16 protein-coding genes are annotated in these 15661 nt (G+C 50.0%); 4 read left to right on the top strand and 12 right to left on the bottom strand.

What is annotated here, in order from left to right; all coding sequences use genetic code 11:
• Positions 1 to 737: 737 nt before the first annotated feature.
• Positions 738 to 1394: a phosphatase PAP2 family protein gene (locus ABEW34_RS04210; RefSeq protein WP_430155143.1), complete on the top strand. Its 657-nt coding sequence runs from the start codon at positions 738 to 740 to the stop codon at positions 1392 to 1394.
• Positions 1395 to 1543: 149 nt separating this feature from the next.
• Here ABEW34_RS04210 and nikE read toward each other — a convergent pair whose 3' ends face one another.
• The 11 genes from nikE to ABEW34_RS04155 all read right to left on the bottom strand — a co-directional run bounded on the left by nikE (position 1544) and on the right by ABEW34_RS04155 (position 12090).
• Entirely contained in the window at positions 1544 to 2365 is an 822-nt protein-coding gene (gene nikE, locus ABEW34_RS04205; RefSeq protein WP_430155141.1) for a nickel import ATP-binding protein NikE, read from the bottom strand.
• A 3-nt stretch (positions 2366 to 2368) separates the two neighbouring features.
• A complete protein-coding gene (gene nikD / locus ABEW34_RS04200) occupies positions 2369 to 3202 on the bottom strand; it encodes a nickel import ATP-binding protein NikD (RefSeq protein WP_430155139.1) in 834 nt (277 codons plus the stop codon).
• A 15-nt stretch (positions 3203 to 3217) separates the two neighbouring features.
• Positions 3218 to 4048 carry a nickel ABC transporter permease subunit NikC gene (nikC, locus tag ABEW34_RS04195; protein ID WP_430156155.1) on the bottom strand — a complete coding sequence of 277 codons (831 nt, stop codon included), beginning with the start codon at positions 4046 to 4048 and terminating at the stop codon, positions 3218 to 3220.
• On the bottom strand, positions 4048 to 4992 hold the full coding sequence (gene nikB, locus ABEW34_RS04190) for a nickel ABC transporter permease subunit NikB (RefSeq protein ID WP_430155137.1): 945 nt from the start codon (positions 4990 to 4992) through the stop codon (positions 4048 to 4050). Before nikB ends, nikC begins: the two co-directional genes overlap by 1 nt.
• A gap of 32 nt (positions 4993 to 5024) precedes the next feature.
• Positions 5025 to 6665 (bottom strand): nickel ABC transporter substrate-binding protein, encoded by a 1641-nt coding sequence (gene nikA, locus ABEW34_RS04185; protein WP_430155136.1) that lies wholly within the window; start codon positions 6663 to 6665, stop codon positions 5025 to 5027.
• Positions 6666 to 6843: 178 nt separating this feature from the next.
• A complete protein-coding gene (locus ABEW34_RS04180; RefSeq protein WP_430155135.1) occupies positions 6844 to 7314 on the bottom strand; it encodes a CcdC family protein in 471 nt (156 codons plus the stop codon).
• Positions 7315 to 7559: 245 nt separating this feature from the next.
• A complete protein-coding gene (locus ABEW34_RS04175) occupies positions 7560 to 8297 on the bottom strand; it encodes an ABC transporter permease (RefSeq protein ID WP_430155133.1) in 738 nt (245 codons plus the stop codon).
• Between the two features lies 1 nt (position 8298).
• Entirely contained in the window at positions 8299 to 9018 is a 720-nt protein-coding gene (locus ABEW34_RS04170) for an ABC transporter permease (protein ID WP_430155131.1), read from the bottom strand.
• Complete coding sequence (locus ABEW34_RS04165) at positions 9018 to 9932, bottom strand: ABC transporter ATP-binding protein (RefSeq protein WP_430155129.1); 915 nt, start codon at positions 9930 to 9932, stop codon at positions 9018 to 9020. The genes ABEW34_RS04170 and ABEW34_RS04165 overlap by 1 nt, the downstream gene beginning before the upstream one ends.
• Positions 9933 to 9991: 59 nt before the next feature.
• Positions 9992 to 11419 (bottom strand): HAMP domain-containing sensor histidine kinase, encoded by a 1428-nt coding sequence (locus tag ABEW34_RS04160; RefSeq protein ID WP_430155127.1) that lies wholly within the window; start codon positions 11417 to 11419, stop codon positions 9992 to 9994.
• Positions 11416 to 12090, bottom strand: a complete 675-nt coding sequence (locus ABEW34_RS04155; RefSeq protein ID WP_430155125.1) for a response regulator transcription factor — start codon at positions 12088 to 12090, stop codon at positions 11416 to 11418. Before ABEW34_RS04155 ends, ABEW34_RS04160 begins: the two co-directional genes overlap by 4 nt.
• A gap of 148 nt (positions 12091 to 12238) precedes the next feature.
• Between ABEW34_RS04155 and ABEW34_RS04150 the strand changes: the two genes are divergently transcribed.
• Complete coding sequence (locus ABEW34_RS04150; RefSeq protein WP_430155123.1) at positions 12239 to 13102, top strand: helix-turn-helix domain-containing protein; 864 nt, start codon at positions 12239 to 12241, stop codon at positions 13100 to 13102.
• Positions 13103 to 13114: 12 nt separating this feature from the next.
• Positions 13115 to 14041: a hypothetical protein gene (locus tag ABEW34_RS04145; RefSeq protein ID WP_430155121.1), complete on the top strand. Its 927-nt coding sequence runs from the start codon at positions 13115 to 13117 to the stop codon at positions 14039 to 14041.
• Between the two features lie 80 nt (positions 14042 to 14121).
• Here the strand turns inward: ABEW34_RS04145 and ABEW34_RS04140 are convergent, their stop codons facing one another.
• On the bottom strand, positions 14122 to 14571 hold the full coding sequence (locus tag ABEW34_RS04140) for an SRPBCC domain-containing protein (protein WP_430155119.1): 450 nt from the start codon (positions 14569 to 14571) through the stop codon (positions 14122 to 14124).
• 251 nt (positions 14572 to 14822) lie between these two features.
• Between ABEW34_RS04140 and ABEW34_RS04135 the strand changes: the two genes are divergently transcribed.
• Positions 14823 to 15620, top strand: a complete 798-nt coding sequence (locus tag ABEW34_RS04135) for an AraC family transcriptional regulator (protein WP_430155117.1) — start codon at positions 14823 to 14825, stop codon at positions 15618 to 15620.
• Positions 15621 to 15661: the final 41 nt, after the last annotated feature.

The raw sequence follows: 15661 nt of genomic DNA, 5'->3' as shown, positions 1-15661 counted from the left end.
AGGGGCATTAATGTCTAAAAACACGACAAAAAAAAGACCGCTGAGCATTGCCCAGCAGCCTTCAGGAACCATATTCCACTTGCCTGCATATCTTTTGATGCATACGCGTTTGTTTCACTAAGCTTAGCTTTTCATCGAATTGAGCTGCGATTCGCCTTGATACAGCTCCTTGAGCATGCTTTGGTAAAAGTTGTGCTCTTGGCCGCTCAAGCCCTCCCGGTTATTTTTAAGGATGAATGAGTTCAGGTGTCGTTTCAGAATTTCGTTTCGGCGTCCCAACATCTTCTTGTAAGTCAAGTGAGTAACCTCCATTTTGTTCTCCCAGGCGATTGGGTTTCTTTAAGTATAGCGGACTTTGCCCCATGTATAAAATCCGGTCAGACCGCCTCAGTCCGGATAAATGGGGCTCAGCCACTCTCTCACAGGCTCATGGGAGGCATCCAGAAACATCCTGCCATATTCTCCCGATAACGTACCAACCCGGCTCAAGCAGCCTGTATGGCCTGCCCACGAAAGGTCGATTGTGTTTCAGGAGAAATCAGGGAAATCGCATACAATTTGAAATAGGCAGCTAAATTGTCTATAGTTAAGGCATAGAAACTAGCGTAATCGACTTTCGCCGTCCTCTGGCGGCAAAGCTAACGTTTCGCGGTGAAATATGAGCCCAATATAAGTGTGATACTTATAAAAGCTTATATTTTCAAAAAATTGCAAGTGCGTCGCTTAAGGAGGCCGTGATGAAATCGTTTTTTTCACGATGGTGGCATGTATTAGGTGTTTCAACCATTTATATACAAGGATTGATTTACTTATGGATTGGAAGAAATGCAGGTGCCATTGAAACCGTCCATTACAACTACTATTGGATTGACTTAAAGATCCCTTTCCTCTCCTGGTTTGTCTTCCCTTATATGAGCTGGATGCCTGTCATGTATTTGGCGTTTATCTACTTTGCCATAGTCGACCGCAAAATCTATTGGCGCGTTCTAGCTGCCTACAATATTGCCGTTATGGGCTGCAATGTGATTTTTCTATTGTTTGCTACTTATGTGCCGCGCCCGGACATTGAACCAAGCAATTTGGCGCTGACGCTGGTGCAGTTTATTTATAACAATGATGCTCCGCTTAATTGCTTCCCCAGCGTGCATTGCCTCACCAGCTATTTGCTGTTCATTACGATCAACCGCGAACTGTTGCTAAGCAACGTTTCCCGGATCGCCTGGAGCGTGCTCATGTGGCTGATCATCGCCTCTACCGTATTCATTAAGCAGCATTCCCTGCTCGATGTTGTTGGCGGCATTCTCGTCGCTGAGGTCACGTATCAGCTCGTTCGCATAGCAGCTAACCGCTTCTATGTGCGGAAGAAGCAATACGTCGGCAGCAAGGCGATGTGACAAGGCAGAGAACTGGCTGCCACAGTGAAGCTACTTGCCACATTCGTGCCTAGAGGAATCCGTCATTAATAATGCAATCAAAGAAGACTCCAAAACCACTGCACTAGTGGGGCTGGAGTCTTCTTTTCTTGTGATCTTCCTTGCTACGATTATGCCTCTGCGCGGCTGCCCAACGAACGTGAACGATAGCGGGGATGCTCAGGGAGCATCGCGGCAAGCAGTTTTTTCACGGCACTGTGAGGGGATGCAAAAACTTGATCTTTATCGTCACACATCTCAACGACTTGCCCATGCTCCATTACTGCAAGCTTATCCGATATCGAGTAGGCCGCTTTAATATCATGCGTAATAAACACGTACGAAAGCCCAAAATCCGCCTTCAGCTCGCTTAGCAAACTCAAAATATGCGTTTGATTCACCATATCGAGGCTACTGACCGATTCGTCTAGTACAATCAGCTTTGGCTTCAAGGCAATCGCTCTCGCGATATTAATGCGCTGCAGCTGGCCTCCGCTAAATTGATTCGGGTATTTCCGCATATCATCCGCCTTCAGGCCGACCCGTTCGAGCAACCCGCCAATCGTTCGTTTTTGCTCCTGTACGGACAGCCGCTCATAGTTCTCCAATGGCTCGCCAATGATCTGCTGCGCCGTCGCACGCGGGTTGACCGATGAATAGCAGTCCTGAAACACCACTTGCAAATCCCGGCGCAATGATCTACGGGTCGCTTTATCCGAGTGATAAAGATCATGTCCCTGAAAAAAAACCTGACCTGCTTGCGGCCTTTCCAATCCGAGAATCACTTTGCCTAATGTGCTTTTTCCCGCACCGCTCGTCCCGAGCAGACCGAGGCATTCGCCTTCCTCCAGAGCAAGAGAAACGTTTGAGAGCACAGGGGCACGCTTGGAAGAACGCCATAGCAGCCTCGTCTCACTATAGGTATGGGTGACTTCCTTTACCTGCAGCAGCATACGTTACCCCCTGTTTTCAAAATACCCGCTCAAATGGTCAGGCAGCTTCGGCCGTGCATTCAGCAGTTTTTTCGTATATGGATGCTGCGGATGGTCAAACAATTGAAACACATCTGCCTTTTCTACGATTCTCCCCTGCTGCATCACAGCAACCTCATCCGCCAATTCCGAAATGACGCCTAAATCATGGGAAATGAGCAGGATCGACGTGCCATGCTCCACACGCAGGCGATCCAGCTCTCTCAGCACCTGCAATTGGTTCACGACATCCAGCGCCGTAGTCGGTTCATCGGCAATGACGACCGCTGGACGCAGAACCATGCATATCGCAATCATGACCCTTTGCAGCATGCCGCCGCTGAGCTGGAATGGATACATGTTCAACAGCTTGGCGGGATCAGGCAAATTCATCGTTTCCATCGCGGTGACTGCTAGCTCTGCCGCTTGTTTTTTCGTAAGGGCGGTATGCGTGCGAATCGTTTCAATGAAAGGAACGCCAATCGTATACACCGGCGTAAAAGCATTCATTGGATTTTGCATGATAAAAGACATTTCTTTGCCGCGTATTTGCCGCATTTCCTCCGCCTTCAGACCATTCAGCTCGCGGCCATTCAATTGAATGCTGCCTTCGACAATCGTATGCTTCGGGTCCAGAAGCTGCAGCAGGGAATTGCAGGTAACCGACTTGCCGCTGCCGCTCTCGCCCACAAGGCCAAGCACTCGGCCGCGTTCAATATCAAAATGAATATCCTCGATCAGGGAAAGCATCCCTTGCTCCGACTTTACCAACACACGCAGGCCGCTTACTTGCAGCACCTTGCGAGATTTTTCCAACATGGGCCTCATTCCTATTCACATCCGTCGTTTTACCCCAAATCGCTCCGACAACGCTTCACCTAATATGTTGAACGTAATGACCACAAGCAAAATCATCAAGCCCGGATACAACATCAATTCCGGATGGCTGCGAATAAAGGCTTTGCCTTCATGAATCATCGCTCCCCACTCCGGAGTCGGCGGCTGAATGCCGAGACCTAGAAACGATAATGCCGAGATATCCATAATCGCCCAGCCCATTTCAAGCGTTCCCATGACCAAAATAGGCGGCAGCACATTCGGAATAATATGCCGTCTAATAATTTTCCACTCGGAGGAGCCGCTGATTCGAGCGGCGGTAATAAACTGGCGTTCTTTTAGGCTGATCACCATGCCGCGGAACATGCGGGCGTAATACACCCATTGCACCAGCATCAACGCGAGCACAACCTGCAGCAGCCCCGGTCCAAAAATGCCGACCATGCCCAAAACGAGCACGAGATTCGGAATCGTCATGACCGCTTCGCAAAAACGCATCAGGCAGGCATCCAGCCAGCCCCCTCTATACCCTGCAATGGTTCCAATCACTAAGCCGATCCCCAGAGAGGCAATAAAAATCAAGAAAGCCAGACCAAGTGAAATACGGGCGCCATAGAGCAAGCGCGATAAAGTGTCGCGCCCTAAATGGTCGGTACCGAGCCAATGCGCCGCCGAAGGCGTCTGCAGCTTAAGCGCCAAATTGACTTTGATAGGGTCATGTGGCGAAATCCATGGAGCTAAAAGGGTCACAATCGCAAAAACGAATAAAATGGCCGTACATATGGCAATCGCTTTCTGGCCCCTCAGGACGGTGCGTAGTCTCGCAATCACTGGTCGGTTCTTCCTTTCAGGGAAATTCGGGGATCCATATAAAGCTGTACCAAATCAACGATTAAGTTGCAGATAATGAACAAGCAAGCTGCGAGGAACACATAGCACTGGATGACTGGAATATCCCGATTGAATATCGCATCGACAAAATAACGGCCAAACCCCGGCCAGGAAAATACCTGCTCCACGATAATCGTCCCGGTCAGCAATTTGCCAAAGTTCATGCCAAGACCTGTAATGACGGGCGAAATCGCTATTTTCAGCACATGCTTGACCATAATACTCCGCTGCTTGATTCCACGCGTCTTGGCATACAGCACATACGACTCCTGCAGCTGCTCCAGCACACTCGCACGCAGCAGCCGGGTATAGATAGCAATAAGAGCAAGTGATAGGGTCAGCGTTGGAAGCACGAGATTTTCCCACGAGCCCTTGCCTTCTACAGGGAGCAAATCCAGCTTGACGGCGAAAAAGAACATCAATAAATAACCGAGCCAAAACTGCGGAATGGACGCCCCGAAATACGAGAGCCCTCTGCTGAAATGATCAATCAGGCTGTTCTTATAAATGGCCGACAAAAAGCCGAGCGGGATGCTGACGAGCATCGCAAACAATATGCTGCTGACGGCGAGCTGCACCGTCGCGGGCATTTTCGACACGACGTCCTCCCATACCGGCTCATTCGTCATATACGATTTTCCAAAATCAAGCTGCGCCATCTTGACGACCGTGCGCCCATATTGGACGAGCAGAGGCTGATCCAAGCCAAATTCATGTCTTTTCTCGGCGAGCAGCTCCTCCGTCGGATGAATGTGGGCGGCCGTTAAATAAGCTTCCGCCGGGTCGACAGGCGAAACCTGAATGAGTACGAACGTAATGAGAATGGCAAAAAGAATGATGGGGACGATTGCGAGCAATCGCCTCCCAATATAGCTAATCATGGATTGCCTCCCTGCTGGCTGCTGGCTGCATATTACTGGCTAATGTTTATTCCTTCAAACGGATTTTCGTCCCGATTCGCGGGGAACGCAAAGTCCGTCACCTTGTTTTGAAGCACTACCGTTTTCTTAATATAGGAGATTGGCACAATCGCCGATTGCTCCTGCAGCGTCAGCAAGATGGAGCTGTACAGCTGCTGGCGCTTCGTCTCATCCGTCGAGGCAAGCGCTTCATGGATTTGCTGATCCAGCTCCTGCTTCATCGGCAAGCCAGAGTTGGCTTCGGCTACGCCCCAGCCTTTCTCAGCTACAACGTTAATGAAGGAATGCGGATCATACGGCGCGCCATAGTTGTACCAGAAATCAAGGTCAAAATCGCCTGCTTTCCGGCGCTGAATTTGCGTCGTAAGCTCAAGCCCCGTAATGTTCAGCTTCACGCCGATAGCACTCCATTCGGCTTGCATCGTTTCAGCCATCGCTTTTTGAATCGGATCTGTCTTATCGAAAATCAATTCCAGCTCTAATGCCTGTCCATCCTTCTCACGAACGGCTTTGCCGGAAGGCAGCCTCCAGCCTGCTTCATCCAAGTAAGCAGACGCTTGGTCCGTGTTGTATGCAACAGGTTGTACGTCGATATTCGTATACGGGAAGTTTTTGGACAAAATCGTATCCGCCTTTTCCTCTAGTCCGAGCGTAATGCCTTCAACCATCGCCTGCTTGTTAAAGCCGGACTGAAGGGCCAGACGCACCCGCAAATCGGAAAGCTTGTCATTCGTTGTATTCAGCAGAAGACTTCTTGTTCCGACTGGCTCGGACAATTGGGTTGCATACTTGCCGGATTCTTTCAAATTATTAAAGGCATCCATGCTGATGACACCTTCTCCATAAATCAAATCGAGCTCGCCTTTTTCAAAAGCCAATACGCGGGTTTCCGCGTCAGGAATGATTTTGACGGTGATTTTATCGATTTTTGGACTTTCGCCCCAATAATTCGGGTTGCGTGTAAATACGGCATATTCATCCTTCTTGTATTCAGCCAGCATCCACGGGCCTGTTCCAACCGGCTCTTTAATTCCTTTAGAAGTGTCTCCATCATCCGGAAAACCGGCTTCACCCAAGAAACGAACGGGGCGGACGAGCGATAAATCCTGAATAGCTGGATAATACGCCTGCTTAAGCGTCATTTTAAAGGTATATTCGTCAACAGCTTCCGTCTTGTCCAGAACGTTGATAACGCCAAGCCAGCTGTGCAGGCTCGGGTTTTTCATGACCGCATCAAAATTTTTCTTCACGATCGCTGCATTAAAAGCCGTTCCGTCGGAAAATTTCACATCTTGGCGAAGCTTGAAGGTATATTCCTTGCCATCCTCCGAAATCGTCCATGATTCAGCCAGCATCGGCTCAAGCTTGCCCCCTGCTTTATAGCTGACCAAAGGCTCATAAATCATCGATTGGGCAAATAGCTGCGAAGGGTTGTACGTATGGGGATTCATCGTTCCAATATCGCGCGGCCAAGATAGCGTAATGGCCTTTTCAGTTGCGGCTGCTGCATTTTCAGCAGTTCCATTGCTGGCGCCAGGCGCCGCTTCCTGCTTCGTGCATGCCATAAGCAAAGCTGAAACAAGGAAAATCGTGGCTGCAATAGATAGCAGTGTTTTTTTGGTCGTTCTAACCATGATGTCGTTATCTCCGTTCCATTTCAGTAATAATGATTCTCACTAATAATAGAGAAAAGCATATAGGCTGTCAATGAGCTTCCTCAGGAATAACGTGAAAAAAGGCAATTGTACCCCTACCACGGGCCAATTGCCTTACTTGTTATTTGTTGCTTGTTTTTTTGAGTTTATGGGAAGGCTACGCCATAAGCCGTTCTCTTGCTAGCTTTCTGAACTTAAGGAAAGACATGATGCGCCAAGGAATGACATAGGAGAAGGCGATCACCATAAACAAGGCGGCAAGCGTTTCTGGATCAAGCATCGACACATAATTCCGCAGCAGCAGGCGAATGCCCAAAATCGCTAGAAAAGCGACGATGAAGCCACGATTTTTTTTCGCATAAATTTGCTGATCCTCGCGCACCTCATAATTAGTCGTCCAGATGAGCGGGATCGACAGCGCTAAGCCGATAACAATAGCGATGATCCACTCAACCAGCGGAGCATGGATGCGGGGATTGAGGAAAATCATGATGCCTGGCAGCATGAAAAGGAGGGGTAGCAGCAAACGTATGCCGCTGCCGCGAATCGGACGATAAAAGCTGCGCGTTCTCCTCCATAAAATCAGTCCCGCGATTAAAATAATGAATACGTACACAGAGCCGTTCATACTCACACCGCTTTCTTTGAAAGAATAGATAGGTTTTATTATAATCGTTCATCGGCTGAACTGCTATACGCTCCTAAACGCTCATGTTGCACTTCATTGCTCCAGCTCCCTTTTCTCATCACGACTATCGTTATGCTCATCAGCGCCGTTTATTTCTGGTATGTGGTTAGGCCGCTGTTGGGCAAGCAGTAAACGCAGCAGCAGCTCGAACCGTAAGGCTGAGCTGCATGGGCTGTTTCCTGTTATTATATTTCTTTAGCTCGGAAATAGATCAGGCCACCGATAATAAATAGAAGCAAGCTGCCTATAATCGTCATAAACAGGTTCATCACAGGCATAGTGAAGGCACCGTAGTTTTCGGAGCCCAGCACCAGCATCGCAATCGTCGGCTGCACCCAAGGATAAAAGGGGCCATATTCTGCTGAGTTGATGACTAGCATATTCGGCAGCGTCAGCATGACGTTAATCGTCAGTGGCGCCGCAAAGCTGCTCCAGCTGGTGGAGACCCACAGCTGAAGTGCTGCTAAAGGCAAGCAAGCGAGCCAGCCTCCCAGCAAGCCCAGCAGCATAAAATTCCAAGGAATTTCATGGAGTCCACGGACAGCACCTGTAATGAGCACAGCTGCCAAGAAAAGCAGCTGCACACCGATGAGCAGCTCGGAAACGAGCCAAAACTTGGCGAAATAAAGCGATTTACGCGATATTGGCAGTGCCAGCAGCTGCTTCCAGCCTCCCCCTGCATGCTCATAACGGCAAACGAAAGCCGCAAAGACGCCAGTCAAAATCGGCAAGAGCAGCACCGCATGAAACAACGCCATGTATGAATACAAGCCTTCATATTGCTCGGCAGGCATGCCTTCTATTGGATTAGAGACAATGCCTAATAGAAGTGAAAGCAGCGGACTAATAGGGACTAGCAGCCAGATAAAGGAGCGGGACAGCTTAAGCCGCTCGGAAGCCAGCAGCCTCATGAATGCAGCCATTCTAGACCACATCCCTTCGACCAAAATGCACAGAGCCCAGCAAAAAAATAACTAGCCCGGTCAATATTCCTGCGCCGACATAAAGCTCTCCCTGCTCGCCTCTGAAGGCGAGCAGCGGCCAATTCAGCGGCAGCCACGTATATTTTGCTGGTAGATACATGGAAGCCATCGCGGTAACGATCCCGGCGCTAATGGAGAAGCCCTGATTGGAAAAGGTCATGCAGAGCCATAACATGCATGCAAGCATGGGCAGCGCACCTGCATAAGGATAGAAACTTAGCCGCAGCACGTCCGTCAGCGGAAAGTGCCAGCCGAAGCCAAGCAGCACACCTAAAGCGACCGAAAACACAGCAAGCAGCAGGCAGGAGCAGGCCAGCAAAATCGCGCTCAGCGCAAATTTCGCAGAGAACACCGTCAGCCTTGATATAGGCAGCACCAGCAGCTGCTTCCATGAGCCTGTGACATGCTCTACATTCGCCAGCAGCGAGCTGACAAGCACACAGCCGAGAAACAGCGAGATTGGCACAAACATGAAGATGTTATGCAGCAGCCCACCCCATAAATCTTCGGCATACTGCTTCACCAAATAGTCATAGCGAAGCCCAAAATTGACGGCTTGCAGCAATACAACGCCAAAAGGAGCAAATATAGCGAGCGCCCATAGCCCTTTGCGGCGTATTTTCAAAAAATCGGCAGCTAGTGCCCTGAAAAGCATGCCCATCACTTCTGTCCCCCTTCCCCAACAATTTGCAGGAAAAGATCCTCCAGCGATTTTCTTTTTTCTTCGACACGATATACGTCATGCTTGCGCGCTACTAATTGGTTCACCATCTGTGCCGCAGCGGCATCGCTTATTCCTTCCAGTCTAATAAGCGAGCCTTCTCTGACAGCGTCCAAGCCCTGCTCATACAAGGTGAGCAGCGCCGCTTGCGGATCGGATACCCGCAGCTCGATTGTGCTTTGCGCCTTCTGCTGCAAATTTTGAATCGTATCCTGAAAAACAAGCTCCCCCTGCCTAACGATGCCTACCGTTCCCGCCATCTGTTCGACCTCGCTCAGCAAATGGCTGGAGATGAGCACCGTAATGCCATGCTCCCGCGGCATGCGCTTGATCAGCTCGCGAATTTCCAAAATGCCGGATGGATCGAGGCCATTCGTTGGCTCATCCAAAATCAGCAGCTCTGGATTGCCCAGCAATGCGCTGGCGATGCCAAGCCGCTGCTTCATGCCCAGCGAATACCCCTTCACGGACCGCCGCGCCTCCTTCGCAAGGCCAACGATGTCCAGCACCTCGGCAATTCTCGACCTTGGGACGTCGATAATTCGGCGAATGGCCTCCAAATTGTCGATCGCGGTAAGATGTCCGTAATAGGACGGGTATTCCACCAACGAGCCCACTTTGCGAAGGATGTTCAGCCGCTCCTTTTGCAGCTCCTTGCCGAAAATATGCACACTGCCGCCCGACGGCTTAATCAGCCCGAGCAGCATGCGTATGGTCGTCGTTTTCCCTGCGCCATTCGGCCCAAGAAAGCCGTAAATATCCCCTTTTTCAATGCGCAAATTCAGTCCGGCTACAGCATAACGCCCTTTATATTTTTTACTGAGCCCTTTCGTTTCTATGACCCATTCGTTCATGTCTATCACCTCGAAAGCTAGAATAACGCATCAAGGTTAAAACCAGGGAGCTGCTTCGTTTAAATTCTGTTTAAAAAATAACCCGCCGCCGCTCCCGGATAGATTAGAATGCGCGTGCCGTCAGATGTGCTGTCGATATGCCAGGCCAGCCCCATCTCGCGTACCAAATAATGAACGATCGCAAGGCCGATGCCTGCTCCTTTTTCCTTCGAGGCCGACTGGGTGCCGGGTCCCCGATCCGAGATGACGAGTGCCGAATGCTCGCCATGCTGCACGATGGCAACGCCAATGTAGCCGCCGTCCGCGGCATGACGCATGACATTTTGGAACAGATTGTCCAAAATACGACGGAAGCCGCCCTTGTCTACACGCCAGACAAGCGTCTGCTCGGGCAATTCAATATCCGCCGCCAGCCCTTCGCGCTCCCAAAGCGGATACCAGGAGGCTGCGCTTTCCCTGACAAGCCGCAGCACATCCTGCGGTGCCAGCTCAAGCGGATACCGTCCGCTGGTCATCAACGTATACGAGAGCAGATTTTCGATCAGGCTGCTGACCGTATCGATTTTATTTTCCAGCTGTTTTACGGTTTCGCGTCCAGCCTGACTAAGCGGCTCCTTATTCAGCGTATACAGTTGACCGCCCATTACCGTCATCGGCGTACGCAGATCATGCGATAAATTCGCGATCAGCTCCTTGCGCAGCTCCTCCTCTTCACGTTCCCTTTGCCTGCCCGCTCTAAGCTGCAAAATCATTTCATTAAAAGCGATTTCGAGCTGTCCAATCTCATCCTGCTTATTCACCTCCACTAGCAGCGGAAGACCCTCTGCTCCCTGCCTCGTCATAGCGGCCTGCAAGCGCAGCAGACGCCTGCGAATATGGCGGAAGAACAGCAGCGACAAAGCCACGAAGAACAGGAACACCAGGATAAGAAAAAGAATATAAAAAGGGACTCCGGAAATGAGCGGCGTATTGCTTTGCACAAGCGAACGCGGCAATTGCATCGCCATAAAGCCTTGGCCAAGCGGCTTATCCCCGATAAAGGCAACAACCGTAAACATATCCGATCCGGTATTTTCTTTCATAAACTGGATGGCATCTTCATTCGACCACGTCACTGGCAATCTGTCCTGCCCGCCAAGCTCCAGCCGCGTCTTGCCCCCTCCATCAACCCAAAAGAAGGACGCATCGAGGTAGCTCTCCCGCAGCTTGCGCAGCGTTTCATTGATGTGCTTACTGGATGCGCCAGACAGCTCGGCCGCTTGCTGATGGAACATCAGCTCAATCTCACGGCTGCTCCCGTATTTAAGCTCCTGCATATCCTGCTGCTGAACTGCAGCTCCCAGATAATAATACAAAATCGTCGCTACTGGAAACACGATTGGCACGAACAGAAACGCTGATAAAATAATGAGCAGATATCTGGATTGCAGCGATTGAAAAAAACGGCCACCTTTGCGTGTCCGCCGCTCCTTCTGATCCCGCTTCACGGCTTCACCCGGTAGCCGATACCCCGCACCGTCTCAATAATTTCGGGATGAGCCGGATCCTTCTCCAGCTTCTCGCGCAAATAGCGAATATGCACCATCAGCGTCTTGTCCCCTTCCAGGTAAGCCTCTCCCCATACACCCTCATAAATTTGCTCCTTCGTCATAATCTGCCCCAAATGGCGCAGCAGGTAGGAGAAGATTTGAAACTGCTTGCCTGTCAAAAGGATTTCCTCGCCCGTTTCCCGATTTTCAATACGGTTCTCCTGTTCAAAAACAAGCCAATGCTTAACTGCCAGCGGCTCAGTCGCAACGCTCGCAAAGCGGCGCAGCAGAACCTCGACCCTTGCCGTCAGCTCATCGGGATGAAACGGCTTCGTCAAATAATCATCCGCAAACTGCAAGCCTTGCAGCTTATCATCAATCGCCGTTCGCGCCGAAAGCATTAGAATCGGCATGCTCGGCTCCGCCTTTTTTAGCCGCTGCCCAATCGTAAAGCCATCTAGTCCCGGCAGCATCACATCCAAAATCACCAGTGAACAGCCCGCCGCCGCCTCCTGCGCCCGTTCGCCGCTCAGCAGCCACTGCACCTCGTAGCCCCGCTCCTGCAAATGCGTATAAACAAACTGCCCAATTTCCTTGTCATCCTCAATATATAAAAGCTTCATGCTCATAAAAGCATCCCCTTGATCGTTTGTATGTATATGACTTCCATATTACCTTGTTCCCGGGGTTTGTAAAGAAAGCAATCCATATCAAGATGAAGCTCTGCCAATCGAGTACAATACTAGTACAGCTGGAGCAGAGGGAGGAAGTGAAACAATGACCTATGATTACCATATTCTCAGAGTGATAGCTTATATCGAGCAGCATCTGCATGCAGAACTTGTTCTGGATCATTTGGCGGGCGCATCCGGCTTCTCCAAATTTCACTTCACCCGTCTGTTTAAGGCATTAACAGGAGAAACGACACAGGAATATATTCGTAAACGGAGGCTGACCGCAGCCGCCCAAATGCTGCTTGCTACGAATAAACCGCTGATTGAGATTGCCTTCACTCTAGGCTATGGCTCTCAGGAAGCCTACACGCGAGCATTCAAAGCCTATTTTGGAGTCACCCCACACAGATATCGCATGAACGGGAAGCATTATGACAACCTCTATAAGCAAGCACTCACAACAGCTGTTTTGGAGGTGAAGAAGCACCCTGCACCCGTTGCTCCGCCGCGCTTCGTTATGAAGGAAGCCTGCTGGACAGCTGGTTTGGCGCTCCGCGGAAAAATCGATAACGACAGCATATCCAGGCTGTGGAATCATTTTTACGAGCAGCTTGAGCTTCAACCTTCACTTTCCGTAGCTGAGCCTAAAGCCTATTACGGCATCGAGTCCATACATTCCACCAACCAGCCTTTTTATTTGGCCGGCATTGAACTGGAATCAGCAGAAATACCGCCTCAGCTGCCAAACGGCTGGACGGCGCAGCAGCTATCCGAGCAGAATTATGTCGTATTCGAGCTGGAAAGCTTAATTGAATGCATTCCTTCTGCCATTGACGCCATTTATAAAAATGAGCTGCCTGCCTTGCAGGTCAAGCCTGTACGAGACTATCATTTTGAATATTATCAGGATGATTTCAAAGCGAACGAGCTAGGCCACACTTTTCACTTGTATATTCCAATCGAATGAGGAGGATGTCTCATGTATATTGGCAATGGTGCCTATTGTTATGCGAATGCAACAGCGATGTTATTACAGGAGTGTGGGGAAAGCTTCCTGCCTGCCACGATCGAGGTGCTAAGTGGCGTAGGACTTGATGCCTCAATTGAGGGCGGCAATCTATTCTTTTTGTCCAATTGCGCTACATCGCCGGATTCGGGCATTTCGAGAGCCATGAAGGTTTTAGGCTTTTCCGTGAAAGAGCGCGCAAGCGAGGAGCATGGAGCGTGGCCCATTGTCGAGCTTAGACAAGCATTGCTTGAGCGTACCGTGCTGCTCGGCCCTCTGGATATGGGTTATCTGCAATATGTACCGAATTCTCGTTATTTACATGGCGTCGATCATTTCGTACTAGCTTATGCCATCGACGAGGAATATGTTTATGTGCATGATCCCGCAGGCTATCCGTATTCCCGATTGCCATTAGAGCTTCTGCAAAAGGCTTGGCAGGCCTCCACGATTGGCTATCGCACAAACAGCTACCGCTGCTGGCATTCACCTGAACGCGTGGCTTCTCCCTCGCAAGAGGAAATCTATGCCGATACGATTTCTTTTTTTCAAGGATTGTATCGCAGCACCGGCCCCATTGGGCAGCGAATTGGAATCGTTACGGGACAAGCCGCTTTTCGTCAGCTCCGTGAAACGCTTGAGAGCGGCCAAATTCCTGAGGCTTTGCAAGGCCATTTGACCCATTTCGTCTTTCAGCTTGGCGCAAGAAGAGCGAATGATTTTTCCGCTTATTTTGCCAAGGAGCATCCGCTGCTGTCAGAGCTGAAGCAGAAGCAAGCCTCGCTGCTTGGGCTCTGCCATGGGCTGACTGTTCAGCAGAATTGGGCTGCACTCTCCCCTGCCGTAAAAGAACTCAGCGAGCTGGAAGCCGCATTTTCGGAAGCCCTGCTCGCCATATAACAAGTACCGTGAATAATAAACAAGCCTAGCCCAAAAACCAAGACCGTTAGCGGCCTTGGTTTTTGGGCTGAATGCTTAGCCTACCAGCCAAAATCAAGCGTTTTGCCCGTCTCCGCCAGCGTCTTAATATTGCTGAGAATCATCCACCAGCTCGTCTTCGTATTTTCATACGACGGATGGTCAGCAGGCCACTTATCATTCACCAGCGTCAGCTTCGTGCAGCCGCCGACCTTCTCAAGCGACAGCGTAAGCCGCGTTTCCAGCTCCGCATGATTTTCACGATAAGAGGGTCCCGGGTGCTCCGTACAGCTGAACAGCTCATTTGGCTTATATTCCAGCACCGTTCCGTATACATGCACAACCTCTGCGCCCTTCTCATTTGGCCCGATGTACTCATAATGGGCACCTGGCTCAAACGTCGAATGCAGCGTGCTGCCAAAAAAGATTTTGCGCGTGTTTTCCGGCTTCATAAACGCATTCCAAACGTCCTCCGGTTCGGCATTCACATAAAAATCATATCTCAAATCCATACCTACACTCCTCCGCAATTATGAATGGGCTGACCTTATACTTTAAATATAGGAAAGGATATGGTTTTTCCATCCTTTCTCTATATTTCCCGGAATGAAACGCGCCGCGCCGCCAGAGGACGGCTAAAGCCGTTTCACCTTATCTTGCTAGTATGCTTGGCTATGATAAAATTATTATAACGTGCAAATAACAACAAGTATTGTAAAAACGCGACAACGACTATGACAATAAATTGCGGAGGGGATTTATAATGAGTGCAAGCATGCAACGACCGAGCATGGGCCTTCTCCATTTGCAGGAGGGGGAGAAAAATTTTCAGCTTACGCGTTATGCGCCTTCCGAGAATATTGCTTTTTTTGTCAAGCATTTCTGGATTGTCAGCTGGGACTTGACTGAGCAAAAACAATATTTGCAGGAGGTTGTGCCCAATCCATGCGTGAACCTTATTATTCAGCAGGGAAGAAGCGGTATTTTCGGAGCAGCCAAGCAGAAGTATAGTTATCTCGTAGAAGGCAAAGGCTGCGTATTCGGAGCAAAATTCCGCCCTGGCGGCTTTTATCCGTTTATGAAGCAGCCCGTGTCCTCTTTAGCTGGCCATCCGCTTAGCATTCATAATATTTTCGATATCGATGGGACAGCCGCGGAGAAGCTGCTGCTGACCCAGGTAGAGGAAGCTGCAATGGTCGAGCTCGCCGAGCGATTCATTGAACCGAAGCTGCCCATGCAGGACGAGTCGGTCACGCTCATTAATCAGATGGTCGATTGGATTATGGCAGAGCGAAACGTTACGAAGGTTGACCAGCTATGCGAGGCCTTTCATATCAACAAAAGATCGCTGCAGCGTTTATTCGATCAATATGTCGGCGTAACGCCAAAATGGGTTATTCAGCTGTATCGGCTGCAAAATGCCGCTGAAACGCTGGATCGCGGCCCAAGCCATGACTGGACGCAGCTGTCGCTAGAGCTTGGTTACCACGACCAATCGCATTTTATTAAAGATTTTAAAGCCGTTATCGGCGTCACTCCGCAGGAATACGTCCGTAAATAGCAAAGAGACAGCTACCCTATGCTGCCGGGAGCTGTCTCTTT

The organism is Paenibacillus algorifonticola (genome assembly GCF_050481745.1).
Classification (GTDB): Bacteria; Bacillota; Bacilli; order Paenibacillales; family Paenibacillaceae; genus Pristimantibacillus; species Pristimantibacillus algorifonticola_A.
The sequence above is the reverse complement of the archived record's forward strand: the minus strand, read 5'-3'. Positions and strand labels throughout refer to the sequence as shown.